This is a genomic window from Paracoccus albicereus (assembly GCF_024359525.1).
Classification (GTDB): Bacteria; Pseudomonadota; Alphaproteobacteria; order Rhodobacterales; family Rhodobacteraceae; genus Paracoccus; species Paracoccus albicereus.
The window spans coordinates 1-15,770 of the sequence record NZ_JAKZEU010000003.1 but is presented as its reverse complement, the minus strand read 5'-3'; the positions used below and the strand labels follow the sequence as shown (position 1 = coordinate 15,770).

13 protein-coding genes are annotated in these 15,770 nt (G+C 66.0%); 7 read left to right on the top strand and 6 right to left on the bottom strand.

Features of this window, described 5'->3' with window-relative positions; all coding sequences use genetic code 11:
- Positions 1 to 14: 14 nt before the first annotated feature.
- Genes MLD63_RS08875 through lptF form a run of 4 tightly spaced genes read right to left on the bottom strand, consistent with a single transcriptional unit; the run spans position 15 to position 5,895 of the window.
- The gene (locus tag MLD63_RS08875) at positions 15 to 1,277 is read right to left on the bottom strand and encodes a peptidylprolyl isomerase (RefSeq protein ID WP_255329556.1); all 1,263 of its coding nucleotides are present in this window, start codon (positions 1,275 to 1,277) and stop codon (positions 15 to 17) included.
- 33 nt (positions 1,278 to 1,310) lie between these two features.
- Positions 1,311 to 3,647, bottom strand: coding sequence for an LPS-assembly protein LptD (locus MLD63_RS08870; protein ID WP_255329555.1), 2,337 nt, complete (start codon positions 3,645 to 3,647; stop codon positions 1,311 to 1,313).
- Entirely contained in the window at positions 3,644 to 4,753 is a 1,110-nt protein-coding gene (gene lptG / locus MLD63_RS08865) for an LPS export ABC transporter permease LptG (protein ID WP_255329554.1), read from the bottom strand. Before lptG ends, MLD63_RS08870 begins: the two co-directional genes overlap by 4 nt.
- The gene (gene lptF, locus MLD63_RS08860; RefSeq protein WP_255329553.1) at positions 4,750 to 5,895 is read right to left on the bottom strand and encodes an LPS export ABC transporter permease LptF; all 1,146 of its coding nucleotides are present in this window, start codon (positions 5,893 to 5,895) and stop codon (positions 4,750 to 4,752) included. Before lptF ends, lptG begins: the two co-directional genes overlap by 4 nt.
- A 113-nt stretch (positions 5,896 to 6,008) precedes the next feature.
- Here lptF and MLD63_RS08855 point away from each other — a divergent pair, with 113 nt between their 5' ends.
- A complete protein-coding gene (locus MLD63_RS08855) occupies positions 6,009 to 7,613 on the top strand; it encodes a leucyl aminopeptidase (protein WP_255329552.1) in 1,605 nt (534 codons plus the stop codon).
- On the top strand, positions 7,613 to 8,071 hold the full coding sequence (locus MLD63_RS08850; protein WP_255329551.1) for a DNA polymerase III subunit chi: 459 nt from the start codon (positions 7,613 to 7,615) through the stop codon (positions 8,069 to 8,071). The genes MLD63_RS08855 and MLD63_RS08850 overlap by 1 nt, the downstream gene beginning before the upstream one ends.
- 4 nt (positions 8,072 to 8,075) lie before the next feature.
- Here MLD63_RS08850 and MLD63_RS08845 read toward each other — a convergent pair whose 3' ends face one another.
- Positions 8,076 to 8,972 (bottom strand): alpha/beta hydrolase, encoded by an 897-nt coding sequence (locus MLD63_RS08845; RefSeq protein WP_255329550.1) that lies wholly within the window; start codon positions 8,970 to 8,972, stop codon positions 8,076 to 8,078.
- 556 nt (positions 8,973 to 9,528) lie between these two features.
- On the opposite strand from MLD63_RS08845, the gene MLD63_RS08840 reads away from it, so the two are divergent.
- Positions 9,529 to 12,027, top strand: a complete 2,499-nt coding sequence (locus tag MLD63_RS08840) for an Rne/Rng family ribonuclease (RefSeq protein WP_255329549.1) — start codon at positions 9,529 to 9,531, stop codon at positions 12,025 to 12,027.
- Between the two features lie 105 nt (positions 12,028 to 12,132).
- The gene (locus MLD63_RS08835; RefSeq protein ID WP_255329548.1) at positions 12,133 to 12,888 is read left to right on the top strand and encodes a cytochrome c biogenesis CcdA family protein; all 756 of its coding nucleotides are present in this window, start codon (positions 12,133 to 12,135) and stop codon (positions 12,886 to 12,888) included.
- Here MLD63_RS08835 and MLD63_RS08830 read toward each other — a convergent pair.
- A complete protein-coding gene (locus MLD63_RS08830; protein ID WP_255329547.1) occupies positions 12,885 to 13,670 on the bottom strand; it encodes an enoyl-CoA hydratase in 786 nt (261 codons plus the stop codon). The genes MLD63_RS08835 and MLD63_RS08830 overlap by 4 nt on opposite strands.
- A gap of 56 nt (positions 13,671 to 13,726) precedes the next feature.
- Between MLD63_RS08830 and MLD63_RS08825 the strand changes: the two genes are divergently transcribed.
- The 3 genes from MLD63_RS08825 (at position 13,727) to rpsI (ending at position 15,296) form a co-directional block, all read left to right on the top strand.
- A complete protein-coding gene (locus MLD63_RS08825; RefSeq protein ID WP_255329546.1) occupies positions 13,727 to 14,149 on the top strand; it encodes a PaaI family thioesterase in 423 nt (140 codons plus the stop codon).
- A 168-nt stretch (positions 14,150 to 14,317) separates the two neighbouring features.
- Complete coding sequence (rplM, locus tag MLD63_RS08820) at positions 14,318 to 14,782, top strand: 50S ribosomal protein L13 (RefSeq protein ID WP_255329545.1); 465 nt, start codon at positions 14,318 to 14,320, stop codon at positions 14,780 to 14,782.
- A 1-nt stretch (position 14,783) separates the two neighbouring features.
- The gene (rpsI, locus tag MLD63_RS08815) at positions 14,784 to 15,296 is read left to right on the top strand and encodes a 30S ribosomal protein S9 (RefSeq protein ID WP_255329544.1); all 513 of its coding nucleotides are present in this window, start codon (positions 14,784 to 14,786) and stop codon (positions 15,294 to 15,296) included.
- Positions 15,297 to 15,770: the final 474 nt, after the last annotated feature.

Here is a 15,770-nt window from a genome sequence, read left to right as displayed (position 1 = left end):
CCTTGTGCGGCCTGTCACGGCCGGCGGATGACCGCGTCGGCCCGCAGTTCCGCCAGGATCGAGTTGGCGAGCGCGTTGATCTTGCGGTTGAAGATATCCTCGCGGACGATCTGACGGTCGGGCAGGGCCAGCGGATCGGCCTGCGGGACGGCATTTTCCACGCCATCGGGCGGCAGCGCGGTCGAGGGGACGTCGGTCCCCTGCTGGGCCAGAAGCGCCGGCTGGCGCGAGCAGAGCATCACTACATCCACGCCTCCACCGCTGACGACGAGTGCGGATTCGTCAGCATCGAGAGATGCGAGCTGCGCCCCGATCAGGGTCGGGATCGCGTTCTGCGAGACACTTTGACGGATGGTGGCACCGCGTCCTTCGGCCTGCAGGTCGCCGCAGGTGTCGACGCGGGCCCGGACGTTGGCGGCGGCTTGGGCATCGGCAACGCGCAGCGTGGCGTAGTCCAGCACCTGTTCGGCCGCGCCGGGGCGCAGGGTTCCCTGCGAGTCGCGCAGCTGGAAGATCACGACCGCACCGGGAACGGTCAGCGGCTGACTGGTCTGGCCGGGCTGAAGCGATGTCACGATGGGGCGCAGGGCGGGGGGCAGGTTGTCCAGATCGACCCAGTCCAGGCGCCCACCGCGGCTTGCCGTGCCCGATGCGGACAGGCGGCCGGCGGCGGCGGCGAACTCTGCCTCGGACGGGCGCTGCGCGACCAGCTGCTGGGCGGTTGCCATCGCCTGCGCCTCGCTGCCCTCGGGGGCGGGAATGATGATTTCGGACAGCAGAACGCGGTCGATCACCGGGGTTTCGACGACTTTGCGCAATTCCTGATCGATCTCGGCATCGGTGACGTTGACCTGCGGGACGATCTGGCTGCGGATGAATTCGCGCCATGCGACGCCAGCCGTCACGAAATCGCGGTAGGCCTGCCGCTCGACCCCCATCTGGGCCAGCGCGGCGATGAATTCCTCGGGGCCCAGATTGGCGCGGCCGGCGAATTCGGCGAGGCCGGCATCGATCGCCGCGTCGTCCACGGTGACGCCCGCCGAGGCCGCGGCCTGCAGCTTCAGCCGATCCTCGATCAGGTCCTTTTCGGCTTGTTCGGCGCTGGAGCCGGGCGCGTTCAGCGCCTGCATGAAGCGCATCCGCTGGTCGAGCTCGTAGCGGGTGATCGCGTCGCTGTTGATGTAGATGATCGGCTCGAACAGGTTCTGCGCCTGAGCGACCGGAGCGATGGACAGGATCGACGCGCCAAGCGCGAGGGCCTTGAGAGTATTGCGCATCGGGGATGCCCTTCGGATCATGGTGGCCGGACCTTAACGCATGCAGGAACGCCGCGCCACCGTGCCCGGCACCTCGGCCTGCCGTCCGAACCCGGCCAGCCGCACCGACAGGTCGAAGCTGGTTTCCGGGCGCAGGTCCACCGAGTTCGAGAAGCTGCGTTCCAGCCCGGCATTCACGGTGATGCATTCGTTGCGGTACTGAACGCCGGCGGCCGCTGTGTGCAGCCGGTCGAAGGCGAAATCGTACCGGCCTTCGGCGGTGCCCCACCAGCCGGGTGCGAACTGCCAGCCGGTGTTGAAGGTCAGCTCGCTGACATCGACTCGACGGCTTTCGTCGGCATCGCTGTCGATCCACAGATAGCCTGCCGAAAGCTGCAGTCCGGGACGCAGCCAGCCGACGCGCAATTCGTTACGCGAGAAGTCGAATCCGTCGCTGAACAGCGCCCTGTTGGCGATGGCGAGCCCGTCGCCGCTGTCGTATTGCGCCGAGATCAGCCAGTCGGAGCGGCGTCCTGACAGGGGCGAGTCCGCCCCGAATTCCTCGGCCGGGCGGTCGCGGAAGATGCGTCCCGCAGTCAGCCCCAGCGACCAGCCGGCCGGGTCGATCCGCGTCCAGCCGATGCCGAGATTGGCCCGAAGGCCCTGCTCGCGCCGGTCCCAGCCCGGAAACCGGTTCGTCGCGAAAAGGTTGCCCTCGTCGAATTCGATCAGCTGGCTGTCTTCGTTCGGGATGTCGGTGTTCTCTGCCTCGCGGCGGGGCGAATAGAGAAGCTGCACCACCGGCTCGACCAGATGCGTCGCACCACCGGCCTGTCCCATCAGCGGCCAGCGCAGTTCGACCCCGGCGACCGGGGTCACGCGGGTCTCGATGTCGTCGTAACGGGTGTCCTGCGCGATGCGGTAGAGATCCGCGTCGAGCCGTGAGAGCGCCGAGGCGACGACGCCGCCGGGCAGGATGCGCGTCCTGCGCCAGTCGAGCCCGACCGAGGCACGGGCCATGTCGCGGCCAAGACCGTCGCGATCCGACGGGCGGCGATGGGCATGAAGCGACCATTCCATCAACCCTTCGCCGCCGATCAGCGCGGGTTCGAAGCGGCGTTGCCAGATCACGTCGGCGACCTGCGCGGGCGAGAAGGCGTTGTCCTCGTCCTCGCGCAGCGAATCGTAATTGCCGATCCGCGCGGCGAACAGCCGCTCTCGCGTGACGCGGTCCAGCGTAACGCCCGACCAGAGGCGGTCGGCATCGGTCACATCGTAATCGAGCAGATAGGCCCGGTCCGAAGCGTATTGAACCTGAGCGCGCAGCCGATATCCCCGGGGCAGTTCGAAGCGGGCAGCGCCGAACAGATAGCCGCGCGTCTCGTCCTGCACGATATCGTCGCGGCTGATGGCACCGGTCAGTTGCATCTCGCCGTTCGTGAAGGCGGCGCGATAACGGGTCTCCAGCGTCACCGTTCGCGACGCCGCGATATACGGCGTCAGCGTCACGTCGGCGGATGGACCGAGCGTGATGAAGTAGGGTGTCTTGATCCCGAAACCCAAACCCGACGTGGTACGAATTTCCGGCCGAAGGAAGCCTGTCCGGCGCTCGACCGTCGGGTCGGGGGCCGACAGCATGAACGGAAACACCGCCAGCGGCACGCCGAATGCGCGAAACTGCGGGTGATCGAAATGCAGGATGCCGGTTTCCGCATCGTGGGTGATGCTGCGGGCGCGGATCTCCCACAAGGGGGTCGGGTCGCTGGCGCAGACCTGGCATGAGGACGCCACGACATGATCGAGACGCGTCAGCCGCCCTTCGCCGCTACGTCTGACCTCGCGCGCGGCAAGCTGTAATTCGCGGGCGATCACCAGCCGGGCGCCGCGCAGGATGCCGTCCTGCAATTCGCGGTCAAGCTGCGCCGAGTCGGCGATCAGCGTCGTTTCCTCGGGTGTGCCGCGCCTGGCCGGTTCCGTCAGGTGGATCGGCCCCTCGATCGTCAGCGCGCCCGAGGCGCCGTCCACCGTCAGCCGTGAGGCGACAAGACGCGCCCCCTGGTACCAGATCACAACGCCGCCTGCAGCGATCAGCGTTCGGTCGCCCTGCAGGACGATCTGATCGGCGAGCACCGTCGCGGCCTGGTCCTGATCGCCTTCCGTCGCGCGGGCAGGGATCGTGATGTCACTATCAGGGCTGACGGCGTCGGGGGCTGTTGCCTCTTCCGTTCCGTCGGCAACGGGCGACATCCCGATCAGCGGTGCGGTGGGGGCAAGTGCCGGGCCGGGCGCGCCGCCGGACCCGCCGATGATGTCCTGCGCCTTCGCCGGCGACGCGCCCAGAAGGGTCGCGATCAGCGCCGCCGACAGCGCGGGCGTGGAAAGCCGTCTCATCCATCCTCCCGCTGCAGGACCAGTGCCAGGGCCAAGGCGATGGCGACCGCGGGCGGCGCCCAGGCCGCGATCCATGGCGCCACCTCGCCGTTGTCGCCCAGAACCTGCGCCAGATTGCGCAGGAAGAACAGTCCGATCCCCGCGCCGAACGCCAGAAGCACGGCGCCGCCGGTACTGCGGCCACGGATATGCTGCATCGTGAAGCCCGCCGCAATCACGACCATGGCGGCCATCAGGAACGGCCGCGCCAGCTCCATCTGCAGCCAGACCCTATGGCGCGCGGCCGAAAATCCCGCGCGTTCCAGCCCTGCGATGAAGGCCGGCAGGCGCCAGACCGGCACCGCATCAGGGCGACCGAACCCCTCGCGGATGCGCTGCGCGGTCAGGTCCGAGGCGAGCGTCAGCGTATCCAGGCTGCGGGCCGAGACCTCGGGGTTGGGCTGGTCCAGCGGGTATTCCTTGACATCGGTCAGACGCCATTCGCCGGGTGCCAGAACCGCCTCGCGCGCCTCGATGCGGCGGGTCGGGCCGGAATCGGTTGCGAAGATCATGAAGCTCGCGTCGTAAAGCGTGGTTGCATCGGGACTGGCCCGGCTGGCGCGGATCAGAAGCTGGCCGTCTTCCTGCCCGTTGCGGATCAGCGCCTGGCGAAGCCAGACCGCGCGGTCGCCAAGGCTGACGGTCTGCTGGCCATCGCGGTCAATCCGCGCCACCGCGTTGTCGAAAGCCTGTCCGGTCGCCGCGACGAAGGGATTCACGATCGCGACCGCCAAGGCGCCGACAAGGATCGCGGTCAGCGAAGGTGCCGCCAGAAGCCGGATGGCGGAACGTCCCGAGGCACGGATCGCCACCATTTCCGATGTCCGCGCGAGGCCGAGAAACAGCGCGATCGCCGCTAGCACGGTGATCAGCGGAAGGATCGCGTAAAAGCTGCCCGCAATGTTCAGGCCGGCCAGACGCGCCGCGCCGGCGACGCCGATGCCGCTGCCGGAAAAGCGGCGGATCATCTCGACCATCTCGATCAGGAACAAAATCAGCACGAAGACGCCGGCGACCAGAAGCAGGCTGCGCAGGAATCGCCGCGCGATGTAGAGGGCGAGCGTCATGGCATAGCCCCCGGGTCGGGCGAGGCATAGGTTCGCCGGCGTGCCCGCGGGCGGGCCGCGAGCCACAGGATCAGCGTCGCCAAGGCCGCCCCGAAAAGAGCGGGCAGGTAGAGGACCGGCCATCGTGAGGGGTCGCGACCAGCCATGTCCGCCGCCGCGTTTGCGGCGAACTGCACCGCGATCAGCGCGAGGATCGCCCAGACCACCTGGCGCCAGACGCCAAAGCGTGAATAGCCACCGATCAGCAGCGTGGCAAAGCCAAGCATCGCGGCGATCGGTGACAATAACGGCTGAGCGATGCGCTCATGCGCCTCGAGCCGGGCCTGAGCCGCGCTTTTGCCGGTCGCGTCGAGCAAGGCCTGATCCGGGTTCAGAAGCCGCAAGGTACCGTAGTCGCGCAAGTCCCTGCCACGCGCGCTGCGGCCCGCGATCATCCCGCCGATGTCGTAGCTGAGTTCCTGAAAGCGTGTGACGGTCAGTTGCCGCCGCTCGCCATCGTGGCGCAGGCGCTGGACCATGCCTTCCAGCATCACCAGCACGGGGCCGGATTCGCCGCGCAGGATTAGCGCCTGTTCGGCGGTGTAGGCGGTCTGGACGCCGGGATCGCGCGCGTCTTCCAGAAACAGGTCCAGAAGCCGGTCGTCATCGGAAATGTCGCGGATGAACAGCGTGACACCGTCGGTGGGATACTGAAACTCGCCCGGCCGCAGGAACTGGGCGGTGACATTTTCCGCAATCTCTGCCTGCCGATCGGCGAGGCGTTCGCGGGCCAGTGGCACAAGGCCGTGCACCAGGATCGCGACCATCAGCCCCACAAACACGCCGAAGACCAGGACCGGGCGTGCCATGCGCAGTGGCGACAGACCGGCCGCCTGCATCGCAACCAGTTCGGATTCGCCGGCCATGCGGTTTGTGCCATAGGCGGCGGCCGTGAAGGCCGCGACCGGCAGGACGACCGAAATCACCAGCGGCAGGGTCAGTGCCGTGAATTCCAGCACGACCAGCGCGGTCTGGCCGTCGCGCATCAACGTCTCGAACAGCGAGACGGCGCGGTTGATCCAGTAGACCGCGATCAGCACCAGCGCGAAGAAGCCGAACAGCGTCAGCATCTGCGACAGGATGTATTTGTCGATCCGCGGCATCGGCTTCCGGGCTGCACATGTGGTGTCCCTGCTTACCCGCCGCCGCGGCTCTGGCCAAGGGGAAGGCGCGGGTCTAGGTTGCCGGGCAAACCCCCAACACGAGGAAGTGCGCGATGACCGAGCCCGTCGAGATCGAGATGATTGAAACCGCCACCGACCGATTGGCGGCGCATGAGGGCCGGGTCGCACTGGTCGTGGCGCCGGGCGGCAAGCTGCCGACGGGCCTGCCGCGTGCGACGCGGGAGGTCGTGGCCCGCGCGCTTGAGTCAAAGGCGGGCAAGGCGATGAAGCCCGGCGCGACGATGGAACTGGCCTGGCCGGCCGGGATGGCGGCCGAGGCGCTGCACCTGGTGATGCTTCCCGCGAATGCCGAGGCCCTGGTGGCGCGCAAGGCGGGCGCGGCGATCGGTGCGAGCCTGGGGAAGGCCCATGTACTGGTTGTGGCCGGTGGGCTGAAGGCGGTCGAAGAGCTGATGCTGGGGATCGCGTTGCGTGCCTATGATTTCTCGATCTACCACACGCGCAAGGATGACGAGGCGGACGCGACCGCGGAGGATCCCGATCTGATCCCGCAGCGCACGGTACGCGGGGGCGGTGCGGGCGATGCGCGCCTCAGCGATGCCGATGCGGTGGTCGAGGAGCCGGCGCCCGAGGCAGAGAAGGACGCCGACCCCGAAGCGGCACGCGTGACGGTGATGGTCAAGGACCCGGCCGCAGTCGAGGGTGCGGCGGACCGTGCCCGCGCCCTGGCCGAGGCGGTGTTCTTCACACGCGATCTGGTCAACGAGCCCGCGAACGTGCTGACGACGGTCGAGTTCGCCGACCGGCTGAAGGCGATGGAATCGCTGGGCCTGAAGGTCGAAGTCCTTGAGGAGGACGAGTTGGAGCGGCTCGGCATGCGCGCGCTGCTGGCTGTCGGCATGGGCAGCGAGACGCCATCGAAAGTCGTCGTGATGCGCTGGGACGGAGGTCAGGACGGCGAGGCGCCACTGGCGCTGGTCGGCAAGGGCGTCGTCTTCGACACCGGCGGGATCTCGATCAAGCCGTCGGCCGGCATGGAAGAGATGACGATGGACATGGGCGGCGCGGGCGTCGTGTCCGGCGTGATGCGTGCCTTGGCCACGCGAAACGCAAAGGCCAACGTCGTGGGCCTGGTCGGGCTGGTCGAGAACATGCCGGATGGCCGCGCGCAGCGGCCCGGTGACATCGTGAAGTCGATGAAGGGCGACATGATCGAGGTGATCAACACCGACGCCGAGGGGCGCTTGGTGCTGGCCGACGTGCTGTGGTACGCGCAGGAGACGTTCAAACCCAAGGCGATCGTCGATCTGGCCACGCTGACCGGCGCGGTCATCATCGCGCTGGGGCACGAAAACGCAGGCGTCTTTGCCAATGACGACGCGCTGGCGGGCGCGATCTTGGATGCGGCGAAGGCTGAGGGTGAAGGCGCATGGCGCCTGCCGCTGGCCCCGGCTTATGACCGGCTGATCAAGTCGCGGCTGGCCGACGTCAAGAATTCGGGCGGACGGCCTGCAGGCTCGATCACCGCGGCGCAGTTCCTACAGCGGTTCATCCGCAAGGGACAACCTTGGGCCCATATCGACATCGCGGGCGTGGCTTTGCCGCCGGGCGGAACCGATCTGGCGCCGAGGGGCGCGACCGGTTGGGGCGTGCTGACGCTGGACCGGATGGTGCGCGACGGCTACGAAGACGCCTGATGGGCAACGCCATGTTCTACCACCTGACGCGTTCGCCTGCCGAACGGCTGCTGACGCAGCTGATCGGCAAGGCGCAGGAGGCCGGGTGGCGGATCGAGGTGAGGGGCAGCGACGCGGCGCGGATGGCACTTCTGGACGAGCAGTTGTGGCAGGGCGACGGGTTCCTGCCGCATGGCTTGGCCGGTGGCGCCCATGACGCGCGCCAGCCAGTGCTTCTGACGGTGGCGGGCGATGCGGGCGCGCCGCCGGCCAACGCGCCCGCCTGCCTGATGACACTGGACGGGGCAGGGGTCGCCCCCGAAGACTGCGCGCGGATGCAAAGGACCTGTATCCTGTTCGATGGCGGCAGCGACGCACAGGTGGCGCAAGCGCGGGATCAATGGCGGGCGCTGACGGCGGTGGGAACGCAGGCGGAATACTGGGCCGAAGAAGACGGTCGCTGGCAGCGGAAACGCTGAGCCTCTAGGCCCGCAGGCCCCCCGCATCCTGCGTTGTCGCGAAAAGACGCGACCATCGGGGCGCCGTCGGCTGGGGCAGACGCAGGCGTAACATTCCAAGCGGCAACGCCCAGGGCTGGCGCAAGGCGGTGCGGTAAAAGTCGAACACCCCGCGACGCAGGTAGGGCGACCAGTGGCACATGCGCAGTGCGTGGGGGTCCATCGGAAAGCCGAGCTGCGCCAGTTCGGCCAGTGTCCGTGCATCGTCGATCTGCACGTCGACCCAGTTTCGTCGCGGCTGGCTCAAGCCGAAGCCAAGCGCTTGCCGCCGGCCTGCGCTAAGCAGCATTTCCAGCGCGAAGTCGAACAGATCGTTCTCGCGCGAGGTGACGTTGATGATTTCGGCGCGCCTGCCGGCGGGTGTCGACAGCGCCTGTTCGGCGGTGGTGCGGAATTCGGCGCCCGCAAGCAGGATCGTCCGACCGAGGCTGCCTGCCGATACGTGGTGCAGACAGCCAAGCGCGACACGTGCGCCCAGCGAATGGGCGATCAGAGCGACCGGCCTGTTGGCCGTCTCGGCCAAGCGGTCGACGATCCGCGCCAGCGCCGATGCGCTGTCTTCTGCGCTGGCATAGGCGCGGCGCAGGCTGCCGCGCGCCTCCCAGCCGAAGCCGACCGCAAGATCCTGAGACGTCGCGGGTTCAATGCCGAGGGCACGCGGCCAGGACAGCACGCGACGGGCGCGGCCGTCGGGTTGCATCGCCAGGATGTGACGATGGGGATCGTGAGACGGGGATGCGGGAGAAAAGCGGTAGCCGTGGATCATCACGATGATGGGTGCGTCGGCGTCCAGTGTGCCGGCCACCCGCGCCGCTTCTGCCGGTGCGGCGCCGTCGTCCGCATTCACATGAACAAGGGCCATGTCAGCACCCGATTCCATCCGTTGCACATCCCCTAGGCGAAGGGTGCGACAGCCCCGTGAACGAAGTGTTAAGCCTGCGTGAAACGGGTCGGAGCGCCGCGCAACGGAGAGGATCCGGGTGCGCGGCGAGCGGCCTACGGCGGCTCTGGCGGCGATTTAGGCATTGAAATTCCCCCGCTTGGCCCTCTATGTTCCAGTCACGCCTTGCGCATGGCTCAACCAAGAGTTGCGCGGGGCCGTAAGTTTCGCAGCGCGGCGGCATGGTTGGGACGAATGTCCAGAACGGCTGTCACGCGGAAAACCGCCGCCCGTTCAGCAGGATCACCTGCGCGGGCAGTTCTCGCCGCCGCGGCGCCCTGCGCCCGGCCCAAACTGGTCCAGGACCCGATGAACCGCGCGATTGACGACAGGGAACAGCCAGCGTGCCGACAGCGCGCCGGCTTGCCACCTCGTCTTGTCCATGCCGCGCATCGGGCGCCCCCCCATCGCAGTCCGTCCTGCCCCCGGCCCCTGACACAGGCGCCGCCCGGCGGGCGACTGCTTGAAAGCACCCTACATGGCAAAGAAAATGCTGATCGACGCCACCCATGCCGAGGAAACTCGGGTGGTTGTGGTCGACGGAACCAAGGTCGAAGAATTTGATTTCGAGACCGTAAACAAGCGGCAACTCGCCGGAAACATCTATCTGGCCAAGATCACGCGGGTCGAACCCTCGCTTCAGGCGGCCTTCGTGGATTACGGCGGAAACCGCCACGGCTTCCTGGCCTTCGCCGAGATCCATCCTGATTACTATCAGATCCCGGCCGCCGACCGAGAGGCGCTGCTGGCCGAAGAACGCGCGTATGCCGAGGCTCAGGAGGCCGAGGAACAGTCGCGCGGCAAGCGCCGTGGCGCGAAGGCGCAGGCAGCCGATGACGAGGCTGAAAAGGTCGAGGGCGATGTCGTCGAAGGCGACGAGGCCGTCGATGCCGCCGAGAAGGACGAGTCGATCGAGTCCGTCGCCGAGGAGGACGTGGCCGAGGAGATCCGTCCCGCCAAGAAGCCGCGCGCCCGCCGCTACAAGATCCAGGAGGTCGTGAAGGTCCGCCAGATCATGCTGGTTCAGGTGGTCAAGGAAGAGCGCGGCAACAAGGGCGCCGCGCTGACGACCTATCTGTCGCTGGCCGGACGCTATTGCGTCCTGATGCCCAACACCGCGCGCGGCGGCGGGATCAGCCGCAAGATCACCAACGCGGCCGATCGCAAGAAGCTGAAGGACATCGCCGGCGAACTGGAAGTGCCCAAAGGCGCCGGGCTGATCATCCGCACCGCGGGCAGCCAGCGCACCCGGACCGAGATCAAGCGTGACTACGAATACCTGATGCGGCTGTGGGAACAGATCCGCGAACTGACTTTCCAGTCGGTCGCGCCCGCGCCGGTCTACGAGGAAGGCGATCTGATCAAGCGGACGATCCGCGACATCTACTCGAAAGAGATCGACGAGGTCTTGGTCGAGGGCGAGGGCGGCTACCGGACCGCCAAGGACTTCATGAAGATGATCATGCCGTCCCACGCCAAGAACGTGAAGCATTACAACGACCCGATGCCGCTTTACGCGCGCTATCAGGTCGAAAGCTATCTGGGCGGGATGTTCAACCCGACCGTGCAGCTGAAATCGGGCGGCTATATCGTCATCGGCGTGACCGAGGCGCTGGTCGCGATCGACGTGAACTCGGGTCGCGCGACCAAGGAAGGATCGATCGAGGAGACCGCGACCAAGACCAACCTCGAAGCCGCCGAAGAGATCGCGCGGCAGCTTCGTCTGCGTGACCTTGCCGGGCTGATCGTCATCGACTTCATCGACATGGACGAGCGCAAGAACAACGCCGCCGTCGAGAAGCGCCTGAAGGACAAGCTCAAGACCGACCGCGCCCGCATCCAGGTCGGCAAGATCTCGGGCTTCGGGCTGATGGAGATGTCGCGCCAGCGGTTGCGTCCGGGAATGCTGGAATCGACCACGCAGCCCTGCGCGCATTGCCACGGCACCGGCCTGATCCGCAGCGATGACAGCCTTGCGCTGACAATCCTGCGTGCGATCGAGGAAGAGGGCACGAAGAAGCGTACGCGGGAAGTGCTGGTCAAGGCGCCGGTCGCGGTCGCCAACTTCCTGATGAACGCGAAGCGCGAGCATATCGCCGGGATCGAGGCGCGCTATGGCATGTCGGTCCGGGTGGAAGCCGATCCCGCGCTGATCTCTCCCGACTTCGCGTTGGAGAAGTTCAAGACAGCGACGCGCGCCGTCCCCGAGGCGGGTGCGCATGTCGTCTCGGCCGATGCCGATCTGATGGCGCAGATCGACGACGAAAGCGTCGAGGACGACGAAGCCGACACGGCCGAGGATGATGCCTCGGACGACGCTTCGGCGCGGACGTCCGGTCCGGGCGATCGGTCCGAGGATGACGACAGGTCCGGCGATGAGGGCGGCAAGTCGCGCCGGCGCCGCCGTCGGCGCCGCCGGAAGTCGGGTGATCGGTCCGACGAGGATCAGAGCACCGACGACGCCAATACCTCAGAGGAGGGTTCGTCCGAGGAAGCTGTTTCCGACGCGGACACCGCCGACCAGGACGCTGCCGGTCAAGACGACGACACGAGCCGCGACAAGCCGCGCCGTTCGCGTGGGCGGGGCCGTGGTCGGCGGAAGAAGGACGATTCTGCGGGCGTACCGGAAGAATCGGGCGATCCGGCGAGCGAGTCAGCCGCAGCAAAGCCTGAGGGCGAAGTGGCGGATGCCGCTGCAACAGCTGAGCCGAACGCGGCCGAAGCGGAGGTGGAACCCGAGAAGGCGACGCCCGAGACGGTCGATCTTCGCGATCCTGCGCCCGCTCCGGCAGAGCAGGCCGATGACGTTGAGACCGAGTTGAACGATGGGGCGGGTGAAGAGCTTGCCAATGCGGACAGCCAGCCTGCAGCCGAACCCGAGCCTGCATTGGCCGACGCCGATCAGGCATCAGGCGAACCCCTTTCCGAAAAACCCGCCCGTCCCAAGCGGCGCGGCTGGTGGTCGCTCGGCCGCTGAAGCTGATCTGCATCGCGCCGCCCCAGCGTTGGGCGGCGCGGTTGCAACGCAGGCGTGATCGCCCGCGCGCTTCCCCCCATCTTTCGACGATGATTTAAGGGTCGCATGTTCGGACTGGACCTTGCCCCCGATGTCTTGACCGCGGCGTTTCTGCCCGCGGCCTTGGTCGCCCTGGCGGCCGGCATCCTGTCGTTTCTGTCGCCCTGCGTTCTACCCATCGTCCCGCCCTATCTGGCCTACATGACCGGTGTCGGGGTCAGCGGGCTGAAGTCCGGAGAGCGCAGCGCAGCCCTGCCGGCGCTGTTCTTCGTCCTCGGCCTGTCGACGGTCTTCCTGATCATGGGGGCCGCGGCGTCGGCCTTTGGCCGCGCCTTTCTGCAATACCAGAAGCTTCTGTCGCAGATCTCGGGCGTTGCTGTGATCGTGATGGGGCTGCATTTCCTGCGTATCATCCGGATCCCGATCCTGGATCAGGAGGCACGCCTAGAAGCCGGCCGCGGCGATGGCGGCGCGTTCGGAGCCTACCTTCTGGGGCTTGCCTTCGCCTTCGGCTGGACACCCTGCATCGGTCCGCAGTTGGGCATGATCCTGTCACTCGCCGCTTCCGGAGGAGAGGCGGGGCGGGGGACCGCGCTTCTTGCGATCTATGCACTGGGGCTTGGCATTCCGTTTCTGCTATCGGCAATCTTCATCCAGCGCGCCATGGGTCTGATGAATCGGATCAAGCCCCACATGGTGCTGATCGAGCGCATCATGGGAGCGCTGCTGATCGTCGTCGGGATCATGCTGCTGACCGGAGGTTTTGCGACGCTGTCCTACTGGCTGCTTGAGACCTTCCCGGGCCTTGCGGCGCTGGGCTAGGACCAGCGCGGTTTTCGCTTTTCCAGAAAGGCGCTGATGCCCTCGTCAGTTTCGGGCAGCATCATGTTCTCGCACATCGTCTCGCCTGCGCTGCTGTAGGCGTCGCTGAGCGAAAGCCCGCGCTGGGCGTGAAAGGCGCGCTTTCCCATGCGAACGGCGATGGGCAGCTTGGCGGCAATCGCGTGAGCCATGTGCAACGTTTCTTCGGCAAGGCTTTCCGGTGGCGCAACCCTGTTGATCAAACCCAACTCGCGGGCCCGCGCCGCATCGATGAATTCGCCGGTGGTGAGCATCTCAAAGGCGGCTTTTGCTGGCACGGCGCGGGTCAGGGCGACCATCGGGGTCGCGCAGAACAGACCGATATTGACACCGTTGACCCCAAATCGTGTGCCCTCTGCCGCGACCGCGAGATCGCAGGACGCGACAAGCTGACAGCCTGCGGCCGTCGCGACCCCGTGAACCTGTGCGATCACGGGCTGGGGCAGGGCGGGCAGCATCTGCATCATTCCAGCGCAGCGGTTGAATAGCGTGTCGTAGGCACCGCGCCCCGCGTCGGTGTCGCCGCGCGCCGCCTGCATCTCTCGTAGGTCGTGGCCCGCGCAGAATGCCTTTCCGGCACCGGCCAGAATCACGGCCCGCACGTGTTCATCGGTCTCGATCTCGCGCAAGGCGTCCGAGAGGGCGTCGATCATCCGCATCGACAGGGCATTGAAGTTCTGTGGCGAGTTCAGCGTCAGGCGGGCCACATGTCCGATGTCCTCGCGCTCGATCAGCCTGCTCATCTTGCCATCCTCCGTTTGAGGCGGAACTCTAGGCCGGATGTGGCGGAGGAGAAAGCATGACGCTTGCGATGGACCGGGATTCGCTGAATGCGTTTCTTGCACGTGACTTCGAGCAGATCGCACCGGATTTCGCGGTTGAAAGCGTGTCGGAAGACGTCCTGATTGCGCGATTGCGCGTCGGCCACGCGCATCTGCGGCCGGGAGGGACGGTCAGCGGGCCGTCGATGTTCGCACTTGCGGACCTGGCGATCTACACGGCGATCCTGTCGCGGATCGGGCCGGTGGCGCTTGCGGTGACCAGCAATGCCTCGATCGACTTCCTGCGCAAGCCGCGATCGGAGACAGACCTGCTAGCAGAGTGCCGGATTCTGAAACTGGGTCGTCTGCTGGCGGTAGGCGAGGCACTGATCTTCTCGGAAGGACTCGAAGCGCCTGTGGCCCGCTGTTCGATGACTTACGCGATTCCTCCGTCTGGTTGATTCTGACGGAGCATCGTCAATAGGGCCCAAATTGTGGTATTCAGATACCTACATTATAATTGACTGACTTGTAACGATTTTTCCTCTGGTCTGGCGCTTGATTTCGCGTTGGCGATGGTCCAAAAGCTCGCATTCGAATTTTCATGAACCCGTCAAGGGAAGACCGAGATGAAGACTTTTACCGCTACCCCGGCGGACATCGACAAGAAATGGATCCTCATTGACGCCGAAGGCGTCGTGCTGGGCCGTCTCGCCTCGATCGTCGCCATGCGCCTTCGCGGCAAGCACAAGCCGAGCTTCACGCCCCACATGGACATGGGCGACAACGTGATCATCATCAACGCCGACAAGGTGCAGATGACCGGCAAGAAGCGCGACGACAAGAAGTATTACTGGCACACCGGCCATCCGGGCGGGATCAAACACCGCACCGCGCGCCAGGTTCTGGAAGGCGCACATCCCGAGCGCGTCGTGATCAAGGCGGTTGAGCGCATGATCACCCGAAACAAGCTTGGGAAGCAGCAGATGTCCAACCTGCGCGTCTATGCCGGCACCGAGCATCCTCACGAGGCGCAGCAGCCCGAAGTGCTCGACGTCAAGTCCCTGAACGCCAAGAACACCCGGAGCGCGTGATATGGCCGAAGAAATCAAAAGCCTCGACGAGCTGAAATCCGTCGTCTCGGGCGGTGATGTCGCCGAAGCGCCTGCCGCCTCCACCAGCTCGCTCACCGAAGCGCGCCGCGAACCGCAGCGCGACGATTTGGGCCGGTCCTACGCTACCGGCAAGCGCAAGGATGCGGTCGCCCGTGTCTGGGTGCGTCCGGGTTCGGGCAAGGTCATGGTGAACGGCAAGGACATGAGCGAGTACTTCGCGCGTCCGGTGTTGCAGATGATTCTGAAACAGCCGTTCGACGTCGCGGGCGTCGCCGGGCAGTACGATGTGCAGGCCACCGTCAAGGGCGGCGGACTCTCGGGACAGGCGGGCGCGGTCAAGCACGGCATCAGCCAGGCACTGCAGCTGCACGAACCGAGTCTGCGCGCCGCGCTGAAGGCCGCCGGCTTCCTGACCCGCGATTCTCGCGTGGTCGAGCGCAAGAAGTACGGTCGGGCCAAGGCACGCCGCAGCTTCCAGTTCTCGAAGCGCTGAGTCGTTTCGAACCTATGTCGAAAAGGGGCGCGGAAAACCGCGCCCCTTTTTGCATCTTCGGGCTGTGCCGAGTGCCACCCAGAGAGAATTTTCGAACGATATCAGCGATCTGGAACTTTTCTTCTTAAACCCACTATTTTCTGGTTGCAGCCCTCGGCGGCCATCTCTAGACAGCCCCTCACCGAACGGACGACGATGCACCGGACGGAAGGAGCGGAAGGCGAAAGCACGAAGTTCCGGGTCTGAAAGGCCGAGCCAGAAAAAAGTCGAGACACTCTCTTGACCCTTTCGACGGCAAACGCTAATTAGGGCATCTGCTTCGGAAACGGAGCAAAATTCTGGGGATTTGATGACCGGTTGGGGCGTCTGGAGATTGACGCATCATCCGTGATTTTGGTTCCTCTGCTTTTTGACATTGATGATTTGATGAAGGGATATGCGGGCGGTTTTGTCGTATTCGACGAATGACGTCTT

What these genes read in the sequence shown, in the direction of transcription:
- MLD63_RS08875 (WP_255329556.1), bottom strand. Translation starts at nt 1,277, where the DNA reads ATGCGCAATACTCTCAAGGCCCTCGCGCTTGGCGCGTCGATCCTGTCC.
- MLD63_RS08870 (WP_255329555.1), bottom strand. Translation starts at nt 3,647, where the DNA reads ATGAGACGGCTTTCCACGCCCGCGCTGTCGGCGGCGCTGATCGCGACC.
- lptG (WP_255329554.1), bottom strand. Translation starts at nt 4,753, where the DNA reads ATGACGCTCGCCCTCTACATCGCGCGGCGATTCCTGCGCAGCCTGCTT.
- lptF (WP_255329553.1), bottom strand. Translation starts at nt 5,895, where the DNA reads ATGCCGCGGATCGACAAATACATCCTGTCGCAGATGCTGACGCTGTTC.
- MLD63_RS08855 (WP_255329552.1), top strand. Translation starts at nt 6,009, where the DNA reads ATGACCGAGCCCGTCGAGATCGAGATGATTGAAACCGCCACCGACCGA.
- MLD63_RS08850 (WP_255329551.1), top strand. Translation starts at nt 7,613, where the DNA reads ATGGGCAACGCCATGTTCTACCACCTGACGCGTTCGCCTGCCGAACGG.
- MLD63_RS08845 (WP_255329550.1), bottom strand. Translation starts at nt 8,972, where the DNA reads ATGGCCCTTGTTCATGTGAATGCGGACGACGGCGCCGCACCGGCAGAA.
- MLD63_RS08840 (WP_255329549.1), top strand. Translation starts at nt 9,529, where the DNA reads ATGGCAAAGAAAATGCTGATCGACGCCACCCATGCCGAGGAAACTCGG.
- MLD63_RS08835 (WP_255329548.1), top strand. Translation starts at nt 12,133, where the DNA reads ATGTTCGGACTGGACCTTGCCCCCGATGTCTTGACCGCGGCGTTTCTG.
- MLD63_RS08830 (WP_255329547.1), bottom strand. Translation starts at nt 13,670, where the DNA reads ATGAGCAGGCTGATCGAGCGCGAGGACATCGGACATGTGGCCCGCCTG.
- MLD63_RS08825 (WP_255329546.1), top strand. Translation starts at nt 13,727, where the DNA reads ATGACGCTTGCGATGGACCGGGATTCGCTGAATGCGTTTCTTGCACGT.
- rplM (WP_255329545.1), top strand. Translation starts at nt 14,318, where the DNA reads ATGAAGACTTTTACCGCTACCCCGGCGGACATCGACAAGAAATGGATC.
- rpsI (WP_255329544.1), top strand. Translation starts at nt 14,784, where the DNA reads ATGGCCGAAGAAATCAAAAGCCTCGACGAGCTGAAATCCGTCGTCTCG.